This is a genomic window from Agreia sp. Leaf283 (genome assembly GCF_001422485.1).
GTDB lineage: Bacteria > Actinomycetota > Actinomycetes > Actinomycetales > Microbacteriaceae > Agreia.
Genome location: NZ_LMNF01000001.1, coordinates 608,883 through 630,861, shown reverse-complemented (window position 1 = coordinate 630,861; position 21,979 = coordinate 608,883). Strand labels below are relative to the sequence as shown.

Sequence of the window (21,979 nt, the reverse complement as noted above, 5' to 3'; positions counted from 1 at the left end):
GCTGGAGCTCGAATGACACGCGACACCTCCGCGCCCACGACACCCGGCGCATCCACCCCGGCCACCATCGCGCAGGTCGCGACGGCCGCCGGGGTCTCGCGGGCGACCGTGTCGCGGGTCATGAACGGCCGCGCGACGGTCGCTCCGGTCATCGCCGAGCGCGTGCGCCAGGCGGTGCGCGATCTCGACTACACGCCCTCGACCGTCGCCCGCAGCCTCTCGCTCGGCCGCACGAACACCGTCGCGCTCGTCGTTCCCGACCTCGCCAACCCGATGTTCCAGCAGGTTCTGCGCGGGGTCACCCAGGCCGCGGCCGTCGACGGCTACCGCGTGCTGGTCGCCGACTCCGCAGAGAACGTCGACGAGGAGAGGCTGCTCGCGATCGAGGCGCGCATGCGCTGCGACGCCCTCGTGCTGTGTGCGCCCCGTATGCCGATCGCGCAGCTCACCGAGCTGCTGCCCCGGGTCTCGCCGACCGTCGTCATCAACCGCGACCTCGGGGCGCTCGCGGCCCCCGCCCTGTCGATCGACTACGCGTCCGGCATCAAGGGGCTCATGGCGCACCTTCTGTCGCTCGGGCACACGCGTTTCCTGTTCCTCGGCGGACCCGAGCAGAGCGCGTCGAACCAGGAGCGGATCGAGGGGCTGAGCGAGATCGCTGCCTCGCATCCGGCAATCACGATCGACACCGTCACGTGCGGCGCCGCGATCGAAGACGGGTACGCGGCGGCGGAGGCCGTGCTCTCGAACGGGGCCACGGCCGTGCTGGCGTTCAACGACCTCGTCGCCGTGGGGCTTCTGGGGCGGCTCGCCGAACTCGAGGTCCCCGTTCCCGCACGAGTCTCGGTGACGGGATTCGACGACATCCAGTTCGCCCGCTTCGCCACACCCTCGCTCACGACCATGTCGGTGCCGCAGATGGAGCTCGGCCGCCAGGCCTGGGCGCAGCTGCGCGAATTGCTCGAGGGCGGCCAGCCGGAGCACGCGGTGTTCTTCCGGCCGAGGCTCGAGGTGCGTTCGAGCACGGGGCCCGTGCCGGATGCCGTGGGCCCGGTTCTCGGCGCATGACCGCTTCGAGTGCACCCTCGGCCCACGATCGCGCGGTGAAGCGCGCCAGGCTGCTCGCGATCCTCGACGAGCGCGACGCCGAGAGCCTCGTGCTGTCGAGCCACGGCGCGCTGGCCTGGTACCTCGACGGGGCTCGCACCCACACGAGCCTCATGGGCGATCCCGTTCTGCAGGTGAGGGTCGATCGCGAGGGCGATGCGGTCTCGGCATTCTCCAACGAGGCCGCGCGGCTGCTCGCCGAGGAGCTTCCGTCGGGCATCGAGGTCTCGACCGTGCCGTGGTTCGGAGCGCTGGGCGACGGGTTCGCCGGTTCTGCCGGTGCCACAGTGGAGCGCTCGCTTGTCGAGTCCGACATCGCGGCCGAACTGCGGGCGGCCCGTGCATCTCTTCTTCCCGCAGAACTCGCGCGCTACCGCGCCCTCTGCGTCGACGCGGCCGAGTCCATGACCGATGCTCTCTCGGCCGCCTCGCCGGGCCAGTCCGAGCGGGCGCTCGCGGCATCCGTCGGCGCCGGGCTGCTGGAGCGCGGAGCCGACCCGATCGTGCTCATGGTGTCGGGGCCTGCTCGAGCCGGCTTCAGGCATCCGCTGCCCGGCGACGAGCCGGTCGGCTCGCGCGCCATGGTCGTGGCCTGCGCCAGGCGGCACGGAATGATCGCGAACATCACGCGCTGGGTGAGCTTCGGGGCACCGGCCGCCTCGCCCGGCTCGGGCGATCGCGCCGAGGCCGAGCGGCGCATCCTCGAGGTGGAGGCCGCCTACCTCGACGCGACGACCGCGGGCGCGACCCTGGCGTCGGCGTTCGAGGCCGGATGCGCGGCGTACGGCCAGGCGGGATTTGCGGCCGACGAGTGGCGAAACCACCACCAGGGAGGCGCCGCCGGCTACAACGGACGCGACCCGCGCGCGACATCGGAGACCCGCGATGCGATCCAGCTCAACCAGGCCTTCGCGTGGAATCCCAGCGCTCCCGGGGTGAAGGTCGAGGACACGGTGCTTCTCGGCCCATCCGGAATCGAGTCGCTCACCGTCGACCCGCGCTGGCCTACGGTGCAGCACGCGGGCCGAGCCCGCCCGGCCGAACTGCGCCTGTAGCCCAGCTCTACGCGTAACTAGTTCAGGAGGAGCGGCCGGCCGGCGCCACTATCCACACGGCGACGCGCTCCTCCTGAATAGGTCGCGCGCTCCTTCCTCGCGCTGATCGAGTAGGCCGCCCGCGGCCGTATCGAGGCCACCCGACGCAGTGAACGGGCGGAGCTCAGTACATCCGAGCCGAATACGGCGTTGGATCGTCGCATCTCCGCCCATTCCGCCGTGTCCACCTCACCGCTACCCTGATCTGAAACGCTTCAACCGGCCGCACGAACACAGGAGTTCCCGCTATGCCCCTCGATCCGCACATCGCCGCGCGCATCCACCTGCTCGAGGGCATCCCCGGCTGGGACTCGGGCCGCACCAACCCCGAGCACGCTGCCGCCTTCACCGAATTCGCCATCGACCCGGAGCCCTACGAGCTACCCGTGAACGTCGAGATCGGCGATGATGTCGTCGCCGGCCCGCACGGCCCCATCCCCGTTCGCATCTATCGCCCATCCGGCACAACAGGCCTGTTGCCGGCCCTGCTCTGGAACCACGGCGGCGGCTTCGTCGGCGGCGACCTCGACATGAACGAGTCCCACGTCACGAGCGCCGAGCTCGCCCACCGCGCCCGCGCGCTCGTCGTCGCGGTCGACTACCGGCTCGCGAATGACGGTGTTCAGTATCCGGTTCCGGTCGACGATGTCGAGGCCGCGTGGCTCTGGCTTGCGGCTCACGCAGATGGTCTGGGGGTGGATGCCCGCCGCATCGCGATCGGCGGTGCGAGCGCGGGGGCCAACCTGGCCGCCGCGACGGTCGTGCGGCTCGTCGCGACGGGCGGCATCCTGCCGTCGAGGCTGCTGTTGGCCTACCCGGCGCTGCATTTTCCGTTCCCCGCCCTCTCCGACGAGGTGCAGGCCGTGATGGCGACTCTCCCAGACATGATCCGGTTCCACCCCGAGGGCTCCCGCCGCATGCTGCTGAACTACGCCGGCCGGAGCGTGGACCTGCCGCCCGAGGTGATGCCCGGACACGCGCCGCTCGCGGGGTTCCCGGCCACGCGCATCCTGGTCAGCGAGTACGACGACATCAGGCCGTCGGGAGAGCTGTTCGCCGAGCAGCTGGCCGAGGTGGGAGTGCTTGTCGAGACCCAGCTCGCGACGGGAATGCTGCACGGACATCTGAACCGCACGCCGACGCTGCCGGAGGTCTCGCGGTCGCTCGACTTCTTCGCGGAGGCGCTGCGCGCAGGGACGACCGCCTGAGTTCCCCTTCGACAGGCTCAGGGAGCGGGAGTAAGGCTCAGGAAGGTCCGAAACACCCCGGCAACAACGCCGCACTAGGCTCGGGTCATGGTTGACCTGTTCGCCGGCTACGGCGCCACACTCACCCCCCGTTCGTCGCGAGGGTCCGCGAGTGCCTGGGACGAGATGTTCCCCGAACCCAGCTCTCTGGCCCCCGTCGAGGCGCGCGCCGCCTATAAAGACGTGTACCAGGCGCTGGCCCGCATGACGCAGGAGGAACTGCGCGGGCGCACCGACGCCCTGGCCAGTTCCTACCTCGCCCAGGGCGTGACGTTCGACTTCGCGGGCGAGGAGCGGCCCTTCCCCCTCGACGCCGTTCCGAGGGTGATCGAGCAGAAGGAGTGGGTGACCGTCGAGGCCGGAATCAAGCAGCGCGTGCGCGCTCTCGAGGCCTTTCTCGCCGACATCTACGGCCCCCAGCACGCGGTGCGCGACGGAGTCATCCCGGCCGGCCTGATCAGCTCGTCGAGCCATTTCCACCGCCAGGCTGCGGGCATCGTCTCGGCCAACAACGTGCGCATCCAGGTGTCGGGCATCGACCTGATCCGCGATGAGAAGGGCGCCTGGCGGGTGCTCGAAGACAACGTTCGTGTTCCGTCGGGCGTCAGCTACGTCATCTCCAATCGCCGGGTCATGGCGCAGACGCTGCCCGAACTCTTCGTGAGCATGCGCGTGCGCCCCGTCGGCGACTACCCCAACAAGCTGCTGCAGGCCCTGCGCGCCTCGGCGCCCGCCGGCGTCGACGACCCGAACGTGGTCGTGCTCACCCCCGGCGTCTACAACTCCGCCTACTTCGAGCACACGCTGCTGGCACGACTCATGGGCGTCGAGCTCGTCGAGGGCCGCGACCTGTTCTGCTCGGGCGGCAGGGTCTGGATGCGCACCACGGCCGGTCCGATGCGCGTCGACGTGATCTATCGCCGGGTCGACGACGAGTACCTCGACCCGCTGCAGTTCCGCGCCGACAGCCAGCTGGGCTCGCCCGGCATCATGATGGCCGCGCGGCTCGGGAACGTGACCATCGCCAACGCGGTCGGCAACGGTGTGGCAGACGACAAGCTCGTCTACACCTACCTGCCCGACCTCATCCAGTACTACCTGGGCGAGAAGCCGATCATCCCCAACGTCGACACGTGGCGCCTCGAAGACCCGGCCTCGCTCGAGGAGGTGCTCGACCGCCTCGACGAACTCGTCGTGAAGCCCGTCGACGGATCGGGCGGCAAGGGCCTCGTTGTCGGGCCGGCGGCATCCAAAACCGAGCTCGAGACGCTGCGCAAGCGGCTGCTCGAAGACCCGCGTGGCTGGATCGCGCAGCCGGTCGTGCAGCTCTCGACGATCCCCACGCTGGTCGAAGACGGGATGCGGCCGCGTCACGCAGACCTGCGGCCGTTCGCCGTCAACGACGGCAGCGACATCTGGGTTCTGCCCGGCGGGCTCACGCGGGTGGCGCTTCCCGAGGGCGAGCTCGTCGTGAACTCGAGCCAGGGCGGCGGATCGAAGGACACGTGGGTCATCGGCCTCGAGCCCGATTTCTTCCAGGAGTCCTCGGCCCGCAACATCCAGGGCCTGGTGGCCGACCAGGCGGCGAACACGCAGTCGATTCCGATCGTGGGCAAGCACGCGGTCGACCACTCTCCTCAGGACAAGCCCAACAACGACCAGCAGCAACAGCAGCAGCAGGCGCGCTGGAGCCCGGGGCACCCGCCCTTGCCGACCGTCCGTTCCCTGAGCCTGTCGAAGGGAGCCCGTCTCGACAGGCTCGACGAGCGGGGTCTCCGTTCCCTGAGCCTGTCGAAGGGAGCCCGTCTCGACAGGCTCGACGAACGGAGTCTCCGTTCCCTGAGCCTGTCGAAGGAAACCAGGCTCGACGAGCGGAGCGAAGGAGAAGACGCATGCTGAGCCGCATCGCCGAGAGCCTCTTCTGGATCGGGCGCTACATCGAGCGCAGCGACGGCACCGCCCGCATCCTCGACGTGCACCTGCAGCTCCTGCTCGAAGACCCGTGGATCGAGGAGGACCTCGCCTGTCGCTCGCTCCTCGCCCTCATGGGCAGCGAGGTCCCCGGACCCGAGCGTGAACTCACGCGACAGGACGTGCTCGCGACCCTCGCGGTAGACCGCACGCATCCCGCATCCATCGCCTATTCGCTCGGAGCAGCCCGCGAGAACGCCCGTCGGGCGCGCGAGATCGTGTCGACCGAGCTGTGGGAGTGCCTCAACACGACCCGGGCGAAGATGCCGCGCAAGATCGCGGGCGAGAAGACCCACGAGTTCTTCGGCTGGGTGCGCGAACGCGCGGCGCTCGCGGTGGGCATCGTCGAGTCCGGCACGAGCCGCGACGAGGCCTGGCACTTCTTCAACCTCGGTCGTTCGCTCGAGCAGGCCGACATGACGGCTCGCCTGCTGGCGACGAGAAGCCTCACCGAGGCATCCGGCCCGAGCTGGACGACCATTCTGCGATCGTGCGGCGCCTACGAGACCTATCTGCGCACCTACCGGGGCGTGCCGTCGGCGCGCAACGCGGCCGAGTTCTTGCTGCTCGACCGGCTGTTCCCGCGGTCGATCATCTTCTCGGTCTCGCGGGCGGAGGAGTCGCTGCGCGCGATCGAACCCCGCAACGACCGGGTCGGCGTCACCGACAGGGCGCAGCGACTGCTCGGCCAGATCCGCAGCCAGCTCGAGTACCGCCCGATCATGGACATCCTGCACGAGCTGCCGAAGCACATGGACAGCGTGCAGGATGCGACATCGACGGCATCCGAGGCGATCCGGCAGCGCTACTTCCCCACCAACGCCGCCCCTTCCTGGACGGGAGAGAACACATGAACCGGCTTCGCATCCGGCACGTCACCGGTTACCGCTACGAGGGCGAGGTGGCGGCCTCGTACAACGAGGCGCGCATGCTGCCCGTGTCGAGCTCCGACCAGTTCGTGCTGTACTCCAACCTCGAGATCGCGCCCGTGTCGAGCAACCACAACTACCTCGACTACTGGGGCACCCGGGTCTCGAGCTTCGAGGTGCTGACCCCGCACAAGGAGCTGTCACTCACGGCGAACAGCCTCGTCGAGGTGCGTCCGCGTGCGCACCAGCCGCACAAGGTCGGCTGGGAGTCGCTCGCCGACGCGGCCGCCAAGGCCACCTCGTACGTCGAGCATTCGAAGCAGACCCGCCTGACCGACCCGGCCGACGACATCGTCGAGCTCGCCAACGAGATCGCATCGCGCTACGACAGCCCGTGCGAGGCCGCCCTCGAGATCTGCTCGGCGATCGGCGACCAGATGCAGTACGTGCAGGGTGTCACCCACGTGCACTCCACGGCCAAGGACTCCTGGGCAGACAAGCGCGGCGTCTGCCAGGACATCGCGCACATCGCGCTCGGTGCGCTGCGCTCGGTCGGAATCCCCGCACGCTACGTCTCGGGCTACCTGCACCCGAAGCCGAACGCCGAGATCGGCGAGACGGTCGCGGGGGAGTCGCACGCCTGGGTCGAGTGGTACTGCGGCGACTGGCGCGGCTTCGATCCCACGAACTCGATCGACATCGGAGACCGCCACGTGACGGTGGGCCGCGGCCGCGACTACAACGATGTTGCCCCGCTGCGCGGCGTCTACGCCGGACCTTTCGGGTCGAGCCTCTTCGTGACCGTGGAGATCACCCGCGAGAGCTGAGCGCGTCGTTCCCTGAGCCGGTCGTTCCCTGAGCCCGTCGAAGGGCGCCTTCCCTTCGACAAGCTCAGGGAACGGCGACACGGGTTCCCTTCGACAAGCTCAGGGAACGGCGACACAATGGGCACGTGCCCCAGTTTCTCAGCGACCACGGCGTCGCGATCCACTACTCCGCCTGGCCCATCGAGAACCCGCGCGGCATCGTGCAGATCGTGCACGGCCTCGGCGAGCACTCGGGGCGGTACGCCGAACTCGCCGGCCGGCTGAACGCATCCGGATACGCCGTCTACGCGCACGACCTGCGCGGCCACGGCGAGACGGCGCGGCTGCCCGGCGGAGAGACGCAACCCGGCCATCGCATGGGCCCCGACGGCGTGCGCACGGCCGAGTCCGACATCCTGCGCTTCACCCGGCTGCTGCGCGACGAGGTGCCCGGCGTTCCCCTCGTGGCCCTCGGCCACAGCCTCGGGTCGCTGCTGCTGCAGCGGGTCGTCAACAGCCGGTCGACGGTGTTCGACGGCGTCGTGCTCACGGGCACGGCATTGCGGATGCCGGGGTCGATGGATGGCGGCGACCTGACGCGGCGTCACCGCCCGGCCCGTGGCCGGGGCACGGGGTTCGAATGGCTGAGTCGCGACGTGGCCATGCAGCAGAAGGCCGCCGACGACGCGTACATGTTCGAGGCGAAGGCGCTGAAGGAGCTCGGCGTGCGCGACGGGCTGCGACTGTTCGGCGTGCCCTCTCGTCGCATCCGGCGCGATCTGCCGGTGCTGATCATGGGAGGCTCCGACGACATCCTGGGCGGAACCGCCAGCATGCGCCGGCTGGCCAAGGCCTATACGCAGCGCTCGAAGCTCGCCGACGTCGAGGTCGTGGTGTTTCCGGATGCCCGGCACGAGGTCTTCAACGAGACGAACCGTGCCGACGTGGCCGACCGCCTCGTCGACTGGCTCGAGCACCATACGGCGCAGTGATCAGCGCGGCGTAGGCTGGCTGCATGCATGGTGAGTACAAGGTTCCCGGCGGCAAACTCGTGGTCGTCGACCTCGACCAGGTCGATGGTCGCATCGCGAACTTCCGACTGGCGGGTGACTTCTTCCTCGAGCCCGACGACGCTCTCCCGCTGATCAACGCGGCTGTCGAGGGCCTGCCGGTCGAGAGCGATGCGGCCACGATCGCGGCCGCCGTCAAGGCGGCGCTGCCCGAGGGGGCGCAGCTGCTCGGCTTCAGCCCCGAGGCCGTGGCGGTCGCCGTGCGCCGCTCGCTCGCGAAGGCCACCGGATGGCGCGACTACGACTGGCAGGTCATCCACTCGAAGGCCGTTCCGCCGGTCGAGCAGATGGCTCTCGACGAGGTGCTCGCGGTCGAGGTGGGCGAGGGGCGTCGACAGCCCACGATGCGCATCTGGGAGTGGGAGTCGCCGGCAGTTGTGATCGGCAGCTTCCAGTCGCTGAAGAACGAGGTCGACCTCGAGAACGCGGCGAAGTACGGATTCGATGTGGTCCGACGCATCTCGGGCGGTGGCGCGATGTTCATGGAGGCCGGGTCGGTCATCACCTATTCGATCTACGTTCCCGCCGCCCTCGTCTCGGGGATGACCTTCGCCGATTCCTACGCCTTCCTCGACGAGTGGGTCATCATCGCCCTGAAGTCGCTCGGCATCGACGCGCACTACGCGCCGCTGAACGACATCACGAGCCCCACGGGCAAGATCGGCGGAGCGGCCCAGAAGAGACTCGGCAACGGCGCCGTCGTTCACCACGTCACCATGAGCTACGACATGGATGGCGAGAAGATGGTGCAGGTGCTGCGCATCGGCCGCGAGAAGATGAGCGACAAGGGCACCAAGTCGGCAGCGAAGCGCGTCGACCCCCTGCGCAGCCAGACGGGTCTGTCGCGGGCCGAGATCATCGACAAGATGATCGCCACCTTCACCGGCCTCTACGGGGCGACCCCCGGCGACATCACCGACGACGAGTACGCCAAGGCCGAAGAGCTGGTGCGCACCAAGTTCAGCACGCCGGAGTGGATCGCCCGCGTTCCCTAGGCAGAGCGGTCGACGAACAGCTCACCGGGTCGTGAGCGGCCGGTATTCCTCGTGGTTGTCGATGTAGGTCGCCACGAAGGGGCAGGCCGGAATCACGCGCTGCGTTCCCTCGGCGATCTGGTCGAGCACGCCCTGCACGAGAACGCTGCCGAGCCCGCCGTGCTGCTTGCTCGGATCGATCTCGGTGTGGGTGATCGCGATGGCGTCGCCCCGCAGTTCGTAGTCGGCGAGTCCGACCTGTTCATCGTCAACCCAGAGGGTGTAGCGGCTGGCATCGGGCTCGTGGCGCACTTCGCGGCTCTGCATTCAACGAACGATACGCCCACTCCAGACCTGCCACAATTGCAGGATGCCCGACCATGCGATCGATCCGGCGTCCGTCTCGGGCGTCAGCCGGGTCATCCAGGGCGACAATCTCCCCGTTCTGGCGAGCCTGCCCGACGAGACCTTCACGCTGATCTACCTCGACCCGCCATTCAACACGGGCCGGGTGCAGAAGAGGCAGTCCACGACGTCGGTCCGCACCGCAGCGGGGGTCGGGTCGATCACGGGGTTCAAGGGCCGCAGCTACGAACGCATCAAAGGCGATCTGCTCGCCTACGACGACGCGTTCGAGAACTACTGGGAGTTCATCGAGCCGCGACTTCTCGAGGCCTGGCGGCTGCTCGCTCCTGACGGAACTCTTTATCTCCACCTCGACTACCGCGAGGCGCACTACGCGAAAGTGCTGCTCGACGCGCTATTCGGCCGGGAGAGCTTTCTCAACGAGATCATCTGGGCCTACGACTACGGGGCCAAGTCGAAGAGTCGGTGGCCCGCCAAGCACGACACGATCCTCGTCTACGTGAAAGACCCGGCGCGCTACTACTTCGACTCGTCGACCGTCGACCGCGAGCCGTACATGGCTCCGGGGCTGGTCACGGCCGAGAAGGTCGCCCGCGGCAAACTGCCCACCGATGTGTGGTGGCACACGATCGTGTCGCCGACCGGCCGCGAGAAGACGGGCTATCCCACCCAGAAGCCCGAGGGCATCCTGCGGCGCATAGTGCAGGCATCGAGCCGTGAGGGCGACTGGGTTCTCGACTTCTTCGCCGGGAGCGGCACGACCGGCGCCGTCGCCCAGGCCCTGGGGCGCCGGTTCGTGCTGGTCGACCAGAACCCCGAGGCCATCCAGGTGATGCGCGACCGCCTGCCCGACGTGCCTGTGGTGGTGGCGTCGGCGTCGTAGGCCGCCGCGCGTATAAACGTCTGCGCCCGGCCGGCGCATCCGCCACCGGTCCAAGGGCAGCGGATGCGCCGAGCGGGCGCGAACGACGGTGGTGCGGGCGGGGCTAGTGCACGGGCATCGGCACGGCGTCTGCCGAGTCGGATGCGCCGGCCCCGGCGGGTGCCGCCCCATGGCTCAGCGACAGGCCCTGGCCACGGCGGCGGAACAGCAGGGCTGAGACCACGGCGCCGAAGGCGAAGAAGCCGGCACCCCACCAGTAGGCGGTGGCGTAGCTGGCGATGGCGGCGTTCGCGGCGACCTCGGCGGTGACCGGGGCGTTCGACGCCAGGTAGTCGGCGGCCGCGGTGGCGGCGAGCGTGTTCATCAGGGCCACACCGATCGAGCCTCCGACCTGCTGGCTCGTGTTGACCATCGCCGACGCGACGCCCGCGAACTCGCGGTCGACGCCGAGGGTGGCGGTCTGCATCGAGGCGGGCATGATCGTGCCCATGCCGAAGCCCATGATCATGAGCGCCGGCAGGACGTTGGCCGCGTAGCTGCTGTCGAGGTCGAGCCGCGTGAGCATGACCATCGCGATCGTGGCGATGATCATTCCGGCGGGCACCATGATCTTCGGGCCGAAGCGCGGAACGAAGAGGTTCGTGCCGAGCTGGGCGGCCAGAACGAGCATCGCGATCATCGGCAGGAACGACAGGCCGGTCTGGATGGGGGAGAAGCCCAACGAGGCCTGCAGGTAATAGGTGACGAAGAGGAAGATGCCGAACATGCCGGCGCCCGCGATGAGCACCGAGGCGTAGGCCGCTCCGCGGTTGCGGTCGAGCACGATCTTCAGCGGAAGCAGGGGGTGTGCCGCCCTCCGCTGCCAGAGGACGAAGGCGACCAGCAACACGGCTGCACCGGCGAGCATGCCCCAGGTGAGGGGGGAATCCCAGCCGTCGGTCTCGGCGTTCGCGAAGCCGTAGACCAGGCCGAAGAGGCCGCCCGAGATGAGCACGGTGCCCGGGATGTCGAGCTTCGGGCGGGGGCCCGTGCGCTTCGACTCCGAGAGGTAGACGGCCGCGCCGATCACGCCGATGATGGCGATGAAGACGTTGATGTAGAGGTTCCAGCGCCAGTCGAAGCGCTCCGTGAGGAACCCGCCGAGCAGCAGGCCGACGGCTCCACCGGCGCCGGCGATCGCGCCGAAGATTCCGAACGCGCGGGCGCGCTCCTTCGGAATGGTGAAAGTGGTGGTGAGCACCGCGAGGGCGGTGGGGGCGAGCAACGCGCCGAACACACCCTGCAGCGCGCGGGCCGCGACGAGGGTTCCGAAGCTCTCGGCGGCTCCTCCGAGGGCCGAGGCGACGGCGAATCCGATGAGGCCGATGATGAAGGTGCGCTTGCGGCCGATGAGGTCGGAGACGCGCCCACCGAGCAGCAGCAGGCTTCCGAAGGCGAGGGAGTAGGCCGTGACGACCCACTGGCGGTCGCCGTCGCTGAAGCCGAGGTCGGCCTGGGCGGCGGGGAGGGCGATGTTGACGACGGTCGAGTCGAGAACGACCATGAGCTGGGCGAGGGCGACGACGGTGAGCGTCAGCCAGCGGCGTGAAGAGACCTTCGCAGCGTCGGCGACGCTCGAGGGCGAGAGAGAGGTCTGAGTCATGGGGCCAGCATATACGAAACTCCAGAGTTCCGGATAGCCGCAGTTCCGAATTTATCCAGTTCCGATTCTTAACAGTTCCCTAATTGCTAGAGTAGGTGCAGCAGCACATCGCGGACAACAGAAGGAGACGAGCGCAATGACGCAGCTCGACGACGTTCACACGAGTAGTGACGCCCCCAAACTCGGCCGCAGGCGAGACCCTGCCAAAGACCAGCAGATTCTGGATGCCGCGGTCGAGGTTCTCGCCGAGACCGGCTTCGACGGTATGACGATCGACATGGTCGCCTCCCGCGCCGGCGCGGGCAAGGCCACGGTCTACCGCAGGTGGACCTCGAAGAACGAGCTCGTGCTCGATGCGGTGGCATGCATGAAGAAGGGCGACCTCGACTCGCTTGCGATTCCCGACACCGGCACCCTGCGCGGCGATCTCGTCGCTATGATCCGACCCCCGTCGATTCACGACGCCGAGCGCAAGCTCAAGGTGATGGCCGGCCTCGCGTCGATGCTCTCGTCGGCGCCCGAACTCGCCGACGCGGCCAACGAGGCCATTGTCGAACCGCGTGCCCGCATCAACCGCATGCTGCTGAACCGGGCTATCGAGCGCGGCGAGATCTCGTCCGACACCGACATCCAGCTCATCTCGCTGATCTCGCCGTCGATGGTGGCGTATCGATCGCTGATCCTGCGCAAGCCCGTCGACCGCGAGTTCCTGATCACCATCATCGACGGCATCATCCTGCCCGCCGTGGGCCTCGGCCCGACAGCCCCCGCGCCCTCCGCGCCGGCCGAGTAGTCGCGCGCCTCTGCACCCTGAGCCGGTCGAGTAGTCGCGCGACGAAGGAGCCGGCGTATCGAGCGGTTAAGCCGCTTCGCCTCTCGGTGGTGGGGGGGCGCTGTTCTGCGCTGGTGCCGCGTCGACCGTCGGCGAGGCGGCCACTTTCCGCACTTCAGTGCGTCACACGACCGGCGCAGTGGGTGGGTCACGTCAGGTGACCCCTCGGCCGGATATTGCTGCCTACCGGGACGCAGAGGCGGCCGGTAGCTCGACATCTCCGCCCAACCTGGCGAACGGGCGGAGATACGCCACACCAACGCAGTATTCGGCTCGGATGCGCTCATCTCCGCCCGTTGAGCTGTCGAGTAGGCCACGAAGCTGCCGTATCGACGCCACCGTGGGAAGGATTTCGATAACACCGGATCGTTCCTCGCGCGGCCACTCGATCAGCGCATGGTGGGGTCACGTTTATTAGGAGACCATTCGCGAGTCGATCTCGATACGGCCGTGGCCGGCCTACTCGATCAGCGCAGTGGAAAGGGCGGCCTACGCGGTCGGCTCGCCTCCCGACGACTCTCGGATCACCAGCGTGGTCGACATGATCTGTTCGTGCTCGAGCGTGTCGCCCGCGATCAGCCGCACGAGGGCGGCGGCCATGCCCGCACCGAGTTCCGACGAGGGCTGGTGCACGGTGGTGAGCGTCGGGCTCAGCGCGGTGCCGAGCGGATCGTCGTCGAACCCCGCCACGGCGATGTCGCCGGGAATCGCCCGTCCCCGTTCGCGCAGCACCGGGTAGGCCCCCGCCGCCATCTGGTCGTTCGCGAAGAAGACCGCGTCGATCGACGCGTCGCGGTCGAGCAGCCGACCGATCGCATCCGCCCCCGACGCGGGCGAGAAGCCGCCGATCTCGACGAGGTCGTCGGCGAGCCCTGCGGCATCCATGGCCTCGCGCCAGCCGCGCAACCGGTCGACGCCGGGCGGCATGTCCTGGGGGCCGGCCACGGTGGCGATGCGGGTGCGGCCGAGGCTGATGAGGTGCCCTGTCGCAGAGCGCGCGGCGGCCACGTTGTCGACGTCGACGAAGTAGCTGTCGTCGAGTTCAGGAGTCAGGGGTCGGCCTCCGAAGACGATCGGCAGCTTCTGGCCGAGGCGCGTGTAGGAGTGGTCGCCGGAGTGGTGCGATACGACGAGCGCTCCGTCGACGTTTCCGCCGAGTAGATATCGCCGGGTCTTGTCGCTCGAGGATTCCGACGCGATGAGCAGATTGAGCGTGTAATCGGTGTCGTTGAGGTAGACGGCGACGCCCTGGATGACGGACGCGAAGAAGGGGTCGCTGAAGACGGTCGACGTCTGTTCGGGAACGATGAGCGCGATCACGTTCGTGCGCCGACTGGCGAGCGAACGGGCAGCACGGTTGGGCACGTAGTTGAGCTTCTCGATGGCGGCGTTCACCAGGGCGGTCACCTGCGGGGTGACCGCGGTCGAGCCGTTGACGACTCGCGACACCGTGGCGCGTGACACTCCGGCGACGTGCGCGACCATCTCGAGCGTGGGCGCCTGCGGGGTGGTCGCCTGCTCTGACTGGTCGATCGTCATTGACGGAGCCCTTCTGATGAGAGGGTCCCATTCTAGAAGCGCGAACTTCGGCCTCAGCGCAGGCGAGCCGAGATGCGCTCGTAGGCTCACTGTATGACCGAATCGATTCCGCCCACCTCCGTTCGCCAGCTGCGCCTCGTGGTCGAGGCCGAAGACTACGACGCCGCCGTCGCGTTCTATCGCGATGCGCTCGGCCTCAGCGAGCAGGCCGCCTACGAGGGGGAGGGCGATGCGAAGGTCATGATCCTCAACGCCGGCATCGCGACCCTCGAGATCTCCAACCCCGCGCAGGTGCGCATGATCGACCGTGTCGAGGCCGAGGGAAAGCCGAGCGCGCGCATCCGGATCGCCTTCGAGGTCGACGACTCACCGTCGGTCACCGCCGATCTCGTGACGGCCGGTGCCGAATTGATCGCCGAGCCGCGCGAGACGCCGTGGCGCTCGGTCAACTCGCGCCTCGATGCGCCGGCCGGCCTGCAGCTCACGATCTTCCAGGAACTCGACTCGCTAGAGACCCGCGAGTCGAACCCGGACTTCGGCACGAACACCTGACCCGCCGCCACCTGACCCGCGGTCGCGTCTGTTGCCCGGAGCGACGTCTGTTACCCGGCGCCCGGCAACAGGCGTCGCGAACGGCAACAGGCGCGGCCGGATGCGCGGCGCCGCTATTCGGCGGCGGGTCGGCCCGCGAACACGGCCGCGAACGCGCGTCCGGAGTCCTTGATCGTGCGCTCCTGCGTGTCGTAGTCGACGCGCACGATGCCGAAGCGCTTGTCGTAGCCCCAGGCCCACTCGAAGTTGTCGAGCAGCGACCACACGAAGTACCCACGAACATCCGCGCCCTCGGCGATCGCCTCCGCCACGGCGGACACGTGCGCCAGGATGAACGCGGCCCGTTCCGGGTCGTGCACTTCACCGTCAGAAGACACGACGTCGTCGTAGGCCGCGCCGTTCTCGGTCATGAACAGCGGCGGCAGGTTCGGGTACTCGTGGCCGAGGCGCACGAGAAGGTGGCGCAGTCCGTCGGGGTTCACCTCCCAGTCCATGGCCGTGCGCGGCAGGCCGCGGCTCGGGAACGTCAGGAACTCGGAGCCCACGAACGGCGAGCTCAGGGGGCGCCCGGTGTCGACGAGGTGCGGGTCGATGGCGCCCTCGCCCAGCGGATGACCGCTCACGACGTCGTCGTGGTAGTGGTTGATGCCGAGGAAGTCGATGGGTGCCGAGATGATCTCGAGGTCGCCGTCGCGCACGATCTCCGACAACGGGATGCCGGCGGCCGCAAGGTCGTCGGTGACATCGGCGGGGTAGGCCCCGCGCAGCACGGGGTCGAGGAAGATGCGGTTCATCATGCCGTCGAGGCGGCGGGCCGCATCGACGTCGACGGGATCGGCCGCGTCGGCGGGGATCGCGTTCGTCAGGTTGAAGGTGACGCCGAGGTTCTGGGCGCCGAGTTCGCGCAGGCGATTCACCGCGAGGCCGTGGGCCAGGTGGTGGTGATGCACGGCCTGGATGGCGGCCAGCGGCTCGCGACGGCCGGGTGCGTGCACGCCGGCGCCGTATCCGAGCAGGGCAGAGCAGAACGGTTCGTTGAACGTGGTCCAGTGCTCCACCCGATCGCCGAGGACCGCGTAGACGCCCTCGGCGTAGTCGCGGAAGCGGTAGGCCGTGTCGCGGTTGGCCCAGCCGCCCTGCTCCTCGACCGCCTGGGGCAGATCCCAGTGGTAGAGGGTGAGCCAGGGCAGGATGCCCGCGCCGAGCAGCTCGTCGACGAGGCGCGAGTAGAAGTCGAGCCCGGTGCGGTTGAACTCGCGGTCTCCGGGCTTGATGCGCGACCAGCTGGTCGAGAAGCGGTAGGAGTCGAGCCCCAGTTCCTTCATGATCGCCACGTCGTGCTCGAAGCGGTGGTAGTGGTCGACGGCGACCTCGGGGGTGTCGCCGTTGATGATCGCGTGGGGAACGCGCGCGAACGCATCCCACACGGAGTCCTCCTTGCCGCCCTCGTGCGCCGCACCCTCGATCTGGGCGGCGGCCGTGGCCGAGCCCCAGATGAAGCCGGGAGGGAAGGACGAGAACGTGGGTGCGTCGAGCGACATGGTGTGGAGTGCTCCTCTGTAGCGTCGGAGAGAGCGCTCTCTCCGCAATCTCACAACGGTAGGCGACCGCTCCGACGGGTGTCAAACCTGTCGGAGCGGTCGATGCATATGCGCAGGGCTCCGAGCTACTCCCGCGGCTTCTGCGCGGGCACGCTTCCAGTCGTGGGCTCGATCATCGCTCCGGCCTGGCCGGCGGCGCGGGATGCCTCGAGCTGCATCTCTAGAGCAGCCGCATCCTCGCGCTCGGCGTCGGAGGAGTTCTTCGACGCCGCCAGAGCGGCCGCATCGTCCGAGGCCTCCTGCAGTGCCGACTTCTGGCGCAGGGGAGTCGCCTTGAGGAACCAGCTCAGCAGGAACGCCAGGAGCACGACGCCGAGGCTGATGTAGAAGCCGGTCACCATGGCGCTCGAGAAGCCGTCGAGGAACGGACGGGCCAGGCGGGGATCGATCAGGTTCAGGAACGACGTGTCGCCGTTCAGTGCCTCGCCGAGCGTGTTGGGCTGGCCGGACTGCGCCAGCTGGATCTGCGTGAGCACGTCGACGTTCGCCTGATCCGCGACCACCTTCGGGTCCTGGCTCGCCGCGGTGATGCCGGCCACGACATCCGGATCGCCGAAGGCCGTCTTGATCGCGCCGGGAGCGCGGGAGAAGACGACCGAGAAGATCACGGCCGTGCCCAGCGTTCCACCGATCTGGCGGAAGAACGTGGCCGCGCTCGTGGCCACGCCGATGTCGCGCGGGCCGACCGAGTTCTGGCTGGCGATGGTCAGCGTCTGCATCAGCTGGCCGAGACCCAGTCCGAGCATCAGCATGCCGCCCATGATGAAGATGACGCCGCTGGTCGCCGTGGCGAACGTCAGGTAGAAGAACGCGGCCGACATGAGGAACGTGCCGACGATGGGGAAGATCTTGTACTTGCCCGTGCGGGCGATCACCTGACCAGAAACGATGGAGGCGATCATCAGGCCGACGACCATCGGAATCATCAGGAGGCCGGACTCGGTGGGCGTGGCGCCGTTCACGATCTGCAGGTAGAGCGGCAGGGTGAGCATGCCGCCGAACATGCCGAAGCCGACGAGGGTGCCGATGACGCTCGCCATCGAGAAGGTGGAGGAGCGGAACAGCGACAGCGGAATCAGCGCGTTGCTGCCCATGCGGCGCTCGACGAGGATGAACGCCACGATGCCGACGGCGCCGATGATGTAGCAGGCGAACGCCCCGACGGATCCCCAGCCCCAGTCACGGCCGTTCTCGGCCACGAGCAGCAGCGGTGCGATTCCCATGACGATGAACGCGGCACCCCACCAGTCGATGCGGGTGTCGCGGCGCGTGTGCGGAATGTGCAGGAAGCTGACCACGAGCACCATGGCGATGGCGGCAACGGGAAGGTTGAGCAGGAAGATCCAGCGCCATCCCGTGATGAAGAAGATCTCGTTGGTGCCGGAGATCAGGCCGCCGAGCAGCGGGCCCAGCACACTCGAGACGCCGAAGACGGCGAGGAAGTACCCCTGGTACTTGGCACGTTCGCGAGGCGCGAGGATGTCGCCCATCACGGTGAGGGCGAGCGACATGAGCCCGCCGGCGCCCAGACCCTGAATGGCGCGGAAGCCCGCGAGCTCGAGCATCGACGTCGAGATGCCGGCCAGCAGCGATCCGAGGATGAAGATCGAGATGGCGATGATGTAGAGGGGGCGGCGACCGAAGATGTCGCTGAGCTTGCCGTAGATCGGTGTCGCGATGGTCGAGACCACGAGGTAGGCCGTGGTGACCCAGGCCTGCTGGTCCTGGCCCTTGAGGTCGTCGCCGATCGTGCGCATCGAGGTTCCGACGATCGACTGGTCGAGAGCGGCCAGGAACATGCCGGCCATCAGTCCGAAGATGATGAATTTGATCTGGCGGGGCGAGAGCACTCCGCCCGACTCGGCGGCGGCCCGTGCGCGGTCCGCGCTGGTGCTTTTTGCGCGGCCTGAGGCGGCGCCATTCGTGCGTGGCATGAGGAGTCCTGAGCGAAGAGGTGAAAGGAAAGAAGGGGAGAGCGCGAACAGAGCGTCGACAAACTTGCGCGGACTGCAAATTTACACCCCGTGAATGCGCTTCTCAACCACGCGATCGGCGGTCTCAGGCAAACGCGGGCTTGCCCCGTAGGGTGGGGTGGTGAACGAGTTGAGACCGCGCCGAGAACTGCGGCGCCGCGAACCCTCTCGCCGCTCCAAGAACCGTGTGCTCATCGCCGGGTTCGTCGCCATCGTGCTCGTGATCGCAGGCGAGGCGGCGGTGTGGTCCGCGACGACCCAGCGGAACGACGCCGATGCGTCCGTCGCTGCAGACGCGATCTCTGCCGCGGGCGACGCGAGCTCCTCGTTGACCATGCCCACGCTCATCCCGGCGCCCGTCTTCACCGCGGCCGCGGCGACCCCGCAGGAGCCCGCCCCGGCGCCGGCGCCCGCCGGCTTCGACAAGTCGGCCCGCTCGATCGACGACCCCACAAGCATCTGGTTCGTCGTCAACAAGACGCGCCCGATTCCCAACGCGTCCACCTACATCCCGCCCGACCTGGTCGACCTGCGCGCCGACATCCCGAACCCCTACGGCTACCCCCTGCGCCAGGAGGCCGCCGACGCGCTCGCCTCCATGGCCGACGCCGCGACCGCCGAGATCGGCCAGCAGCTCGTGGCCCAGAGCGGCTACCGCGCCTACGACATCCAGGAGATCGTCTACAACCGCTACGTCGCCCAGCTCGGCGTGGCCGGGGCAGACCTCACCAGCGCCCGCCCCGGCTACAGCGAGCACCAGACGGGCATGGCCATCGACATCCTCGCCACGGGCAGTGGATGCTCCCTCGACGGCCCCTGCTTCGGCGAGACGACCGCGGGCCTGTGGCTGGCCGCCAACGCCTACCGCTTCGGCTACCTGCTGAGCTATCCGGCAGACAAGACCGCGGTCACGGGCTACGAGTACGAGCCGTGGCACTTCCGCTACATCGGCGTCGACCTCGCGACGCAGATGCACAACGAGGGCGTCACGACACTCGAAGAGTTCTTCGGCCTGCCCGCCGCCCCCGGCTACCTTGAGTAGGCCAGAGGCCGCCGCGCGATCCCAGAGCATCCTCGACCGGCCGTACCGCCTGGTGAGCATCGGCGCGTGCGCGCTCATCGTGATCGCCGCCTTCGAGCAGCTCGCCGTCACCACGATCATGCCCGCGATCGCGCGCGATCTGGATGGGCTGGCCCTCTACGCCCTGGCCTTCGCGGGCCCGCTCGCGTCGGGCGTGATCGGCATGGTGCTGGCCGGCGACTGGTCGGACCGGCGGGGCCCCGTGAAGGCGCTCTACGCATCCGTCGCCCTGTTCGCGGTCGGTCTGGTGATCGCGGGAACGTCCGTATCGATGCCGCTCTTCGTCGCCGGCCGGCTGGTGCAGGGACTCGGCGGCGGAGCGCTCACCGTGGCCCTCTACGTGATCGTCGCCAAGATCTACCCTCCCAGCCTGCAGCCCAAGATCTTCGGCGCCTTCGCGGCGGCCTGGGTCGTTCCCGCGCTCGTGGGACCGTTCATCGCCGGGGTGGTGGGCCAGTACCTCGGCTGGCGCTGGGTGTTCCTCGGCGTCGTCGTGCTGGTCGTTCCTGCCATGGCGATGGTGCTTCCGGCCATGCGCAGCATGGCGCCGCACGACCGGCTCGAGCCAGACGGTCGCAGCAGCGCCGCGCGGGCCCTGTGGGCCGTTCTGCTGGCCGTCGCCATCCTGGGCCTGAACATCGCCGCCGATCTGGATGGCGTGGGCCGCTGGCTGCTGGCCGTCGGCGGCCTGGTCGTCGCGCTCGTGGCCCTCCGGCCGCTGCTGCCCGCGGCCAGCCTGCGCCTCAGACGAGGACTCCCGAGCGTGATCGCGGTGCGGGGTCTTCTCTCGGGCGCGTTCATGGGTGCCGAGGTCTACCTGCCCTACGTTCTCACCGAGCGGTTCGGCCTCACGGCGGCGCTCGCCGGGCTCGCGCTCAGCTTCTCGGGAGTGGCCTGGGGTTCGTCGTCGGTGGTCCAGGGGCGCCTCGGCGACCGGGTCACGCACCGCACCGCCATCCGCATCGGCATTGTCGGCGCGACGATCGCGATCGCGATCGTGCTGCTCGTGACCGCTCTCGACCTGCCCGCGTGGATCATCATCGGGGGCTGGTTCGTCGGGGGAGCGGGAATGGGCTTCGCCTATCCGCGCATCACGGTGCTCACCTTCGACTACTCGGCGCCGGCCGAGCAGGGGTTCAATTCCTCGGCCCTCGCCATCGCCGACTCGGGTGGAGCCGCCATCGCGCTGGCGCTCGGAGCCGTCGCGTTCTCGGTCGCCGGCAGTCCGGGGAGCCAGCCGTCGTTCGTGGCGACCTTCGCGTTCTCGCTGGTGGTCGGCATCCTGGCCCTGCTGGTGAGCGCACGTGTCTCGGAGCGTTCGCCGCGCATCTGAGGGGTCGGACGTAGCACAGGCCAATTCCTGACGTCACCCATATGAGGCACACATAAAGATGTGTTGGGATGGAAACAACCCTAGTCAGGCGCTCGTCTTTCCTCTTCGTGCGCCTCGAGTTTCTCCGGAGGAAACCATCTCTCGCCGTACCCGTACCACCCGCTCGTTCGTCGCATCCCTCTTCGTCGCCGCCCTCGCCATGACCGGCTGCGCGGCCGTCGAAGAGCCCAAGACCGAGGGGGCGGAGCAGGTCAAAGCAGAAGACGTGACGCGCATCGACACGATCTCCCCGGCATCCGGTTCGCTTCTGGGCGGCGAGACGATCACGCTCACCGGCGAAGGACTGTCGGATGTGTCGAGCGTGGTCTTCGGAGGAGTCTCCGCCACGTCGATCACGGCGGCGGCCGACAATCAGCTGCAGGTCGTCGCCCCCGCTGCGGTCGACTATGCGGTGGGCGCCGTGAGCGTGACCGCCCTGAGCGAAGACAACGAGGTCATCGCCAGCGCCGCGAATTACGACTATCAGGTCCTCACCGGGGTCGATGCGCAGATGCAGTACGCGTTCGCCCACTGGCAGGACTACAACGACGAGGTGTGGGGCATCTTCCCCGACAACGACTGCGGCAACTTCGTGAACCAGACCCTCATCGCTCGTGGATGGGTGGAGACGGAGGAGTGGTACAGCGAGTGGAACACCACCGGCGACTTCAGCGACAGCTGGGCGCGCGGCCCCGCGATGGACGCGTACTTCGCATCCCAGACCGACCGGGCCACGCGTCTGTCGCTCGACCAGCGCAGCCAGGTCAAGGTCGGAGACGTCGTGATGTTCGACTGGGATCCGGCGGGGGAGAACGGCGTCGACCACACGATGCTCGTCTCGAAGGTCGATCCCGCGACCGGGGCGATCAGCATGGCCGGACACACCATCGACGCGCAGTACCGTGACCTCGACCAGGCCATCACGGTCGAGAACCCGGGCGCGACCGCCTGGTTCTACAGCATCGCGTAGGGTCGCGCCGGCGCGCTGAGCCTGTTCTCG

Annotated in this window: 19 protein-coding genes; 14 read left to right on the top strand and 5 right to left on the bottom strand. The window is 68.5% G+C overall.

From position 1 onward, the window contains the following. The first annotated feature begins 12 nt into the window (after positions 1 to 12). The 8 genes from ASF51_RS02820 to ASF51_RS02785 all read left to right on the top strand — a co-directional run bounded on the left by ASF51_RS02820 (position 13) and on the right by ASF51_RS02785 (position 9,159). On the top strand, positions 13 to 1,068 hold the full coding sequence (locus ASF51_RS02820) for a LacI family DNA-binding transcriptional regulator (RefSeq protein ID WP_055924871.1): 1,056 nt from the start codon (positions 13 to 15) through the stop codon (positions 1,066 to 1,068). Next, positions 1,065 to 2,162, top strand: a complete 1,098-nt coding sequence (locus ASF51_RS02815; protein ID WP_055924868.1) for a Xaa-Pro peptidase family protein — start codon at positions 1,065 to 1,067, stop codon at positions 2,160 to 2,162. Before ASF51_RS02820 ends, ASF51_RS02815 begins: the two co-directional genes overlap by 4 nt. A gap of 287 nt (positions 2,163 to 2,449) precedes the next feature. Next, positions 2,450 to 3,409 carry an alpha/beta hydrolase gene (locus ASF51_RS02810; protein WP_055924865.1) on the top strand — a complete coding sequence of 320 codons (960 nt, stop codon included), beginning with the start codon at positions 2,450 to 2,452 and terminating at the stop codon, positions 3,407 to 3,409. An 87-nt stretch (positions 3,410 to 3,496) separates the two neighbouring features. Continuing rightward, positions 3,497 to 5,347, top strand: coding sequence for a circularly permuted type 2 ATP-grasp protein (locus ASF51_RS02805; protein WP_235497110.1), 1,851 nt, complete (start codon positions 3,497 to 3,499; stop codon positions 5,345 to 5,347). Continuing rightward, positions 5,341 to 6,273 carry an alpha-E domain-containing protein gene (locus ASF51_RS02800; RefSeq protein WP_055924862.1) on the top strand — a complete coding sequence of 311 codons (933 nt, stop codon included), beginning with the start codon at positions 5,341 to 5,343 and terminating at the stop codon, positions 6,271 to 6,273. The genes ASF51_RS02805 and ASF51_RS02800 overlap by 7 nt, the downstream gene beginning before the upstream one ends. After that, on the top strand, positions 6,270 to 7,115 hold the full coding sequence (locus tag ASF51_RS02795; RefSeq protein ID WP_055924859.1) for a transglutaminase family protein: 846 nt from the start codon (positions 6,270 to 6,272) through the stop codon (positions 7,113 to 7,115). Before ASF51_RS02800 ends, ASF51_RS02795 begins: the two co-directional genes overlap by 4 nt. 125 nt (positions 7,116 to 7,240) lie before the next feature. Continuing rightward, entirely contained in the window at positions 7,241 to 8,086 is an 846-nt protein-coding gene (locus ASF51_RS02790) for an alpha/beta hydrolase (protein WP_055924856.1), read from the top strand. A gap of 23 nt (positions 8,087 to 8,109) precedes the next feature. Beyond that, on the top strand, positions 8,110 to 9,159 hold the full coding sequence (locus ASF51_RS02785) for a biotin/lipoate A/B protein ligase family protein (protein WP_055924854.1): 1,050 nt from the start codon (positions 8,110 to 8,112) through the stop codon (positions 9,157 to 9,159). A 21-nt stretch (positions 9,160 to 9,180) separates the two neighbouring features. On the opposite strand, the gene ASF51_RS02780 is transcribed toward ASF51_RS02785, so the two are convergent. Next, a complete protein-coding gene (locus ASF51_RS02780; protein WP_055924851.1) occupies positions 9,181 to 9,465 on the bottom strand; it encodes a GNAT family N-acetyltransferase in 285 nt (94 codons plus the stop codon). A 43-nt stretch (positions 9,466 to 9,508) separates the two neighbouring features. Here ASF51_RS02780 and ASF51_RS02775 point away from each other — a divergent pair, with 43 nt between their 5' ends. Continuing rightward, positions 9,509 to 10,387, top strand: a complete 879-nt coding sequence (locus ASF51_RS02775; protein WP_055924848.1) for a site-specific DNA-methyltransferase — start codon at positions 9,509 to 9,511, stop codon at positions 10,385 to 10,387. A gap of 103 nt (positions 10,388 to 10,490) precedes the next feature. Here the strand turns inward: ASF51_RS02775 and ASF51_RS02770 are convergent, their stop codons facing one another. Beyond that, positions 10,491 to 12,029, bottom strand: coding sequence for an MFS transporter (locus ASF51_RS02770; RefSeq protein WP_082479494.1), 1,539 nt, complete (start codon positions 12,027 to 12,029; stop codon positions 10,491 to 10,493). 136 nt (positions 12,030 to 12,165) lie between these two features. On the opposite strand from ASF51_RS02770, the gene ASF51_RS02765 reads away from it, so the two are divergent. Further along, positions 12,166 to 12,822, top strand: a complete 657-nt coding sequence (locus tag ASF51_RS02765) for a TetR/AcrR family transcriptional regulator (protein WP_055924845.1) — start codon at positions 12,166 to 12,168, stop codon at positions 12,820 to 12,822. 528 nt (positions 12,823 to 13,350) lie between these two features. Here ASF51_RS02765 and ASF51_RS02760 read toward each other — a convergent pair. Continuing rightward, complete coding sequence (locus ASF51_RS02760) at positions 13,351 to 14,400, bottom strand: LacI family DNA-binding transcriptional regulator (RefSeq protein WP_055924843.1); 1,050 nt, start codon at positions 14,398 to 14,400, stop codon at positions 13,351 to 13,353. 93 nt (positions 14,401 to 14,493) lie between these two features. On the opposite strand from ASF51_RS02760, the gene ASF51_RS02755 reads away from it, so the two are divergent. Then, on the top strand, positions 14,494 to 14,952 hold the full coding sequence (locus tag ASF51_RS02755; protein WP_055924838.1) for a VOC family protein: 459 nt from the start codon (positions 14,494 to 14,496) through the stop codon (positions 14,950 to 14,952). Between the two features lie 113 nt (positions 14,953 to 15,065). Here the strand turns inward: ASF51_RS02755 and ASF51_RS02750 are convergent, their stop codons facing one another. Both ASF51_RS02750 and ASF51_RS02745 read right to left on the bottom strand, forming a co-directional pair. Then, complete coding sequence (locus ASF51_RS02750) at positions 15,066 to 16,493, bottom strand: glycoside hydrolase family 1 protein (protein WP_055924835.1); 1,428 nt, start codon at positions 16,491 to 16,493, stop codon at positions 15,066 to 15,068. 125 nt (positions 16,494 to 16,618) lie between these two features. Continuing rightward, positions 16,619 to 18,487, bottom strand: coding sequence for an MDR family MFS transporter (locus ASF51_RS02745; RefSeq protein WP_082479493.1), 1,869 nt, complete (start codon positions 18,485 to 18,487; stop codon positions 16,619 to 16,621). Between the two features lie 160 nt (positions 18,488 to 18,647). On the opposite strand from ASF51_RS02745, the gene ASF51_RS02740 reads away from it, so the two are divergent. The 3 genes from ASF51_RS02740 (at position 18,648) to ASF51_RS02730 (ending at position 21,949) form a co-directional block, all read left to right on the top strand. Beyond that, a complete protein-coding gene (locus tag ASF51_RS02740; RefSeq protein ID WP_157411979.1) occupies positions 18,648 to 19,568 on the top strand; it encodes a D-alanyl-D-alanine carboxypeptidase family protein in 921 nt (306 codons plus the stop codon). Further along, positions 19,561 to 20,940, top strand: a complete 1,380-nt coding sequence (locus ASF51_RS02735) for an MFS transporter (RefSeq protein ID WP_055924826.1) — start codon at positions 19,561 to 19,563, stop codon at positions 20,938 to 20,940. The genes ASF51_RS02740 and ASF51_RS02735 overlap by 8 nt, the downstream gene beginning before the upstream one ends. A gap of 199 nt (positions 20,941 to 21,139) precedes the next feature. Next, positions 21,140 to 21,949, top strand: coding sequence for an amidase domain-containing protein (locus ASF51_RS02730; RefSeq protein ID WP_055924823.1), 810 nt, complete (start codon positions 21,140 to 21,142; stop codon positions 21,947 to 21,949). The last annotated feature ends 30 nt before the right edge of the window (positions 21,950 to 21,979 follow it).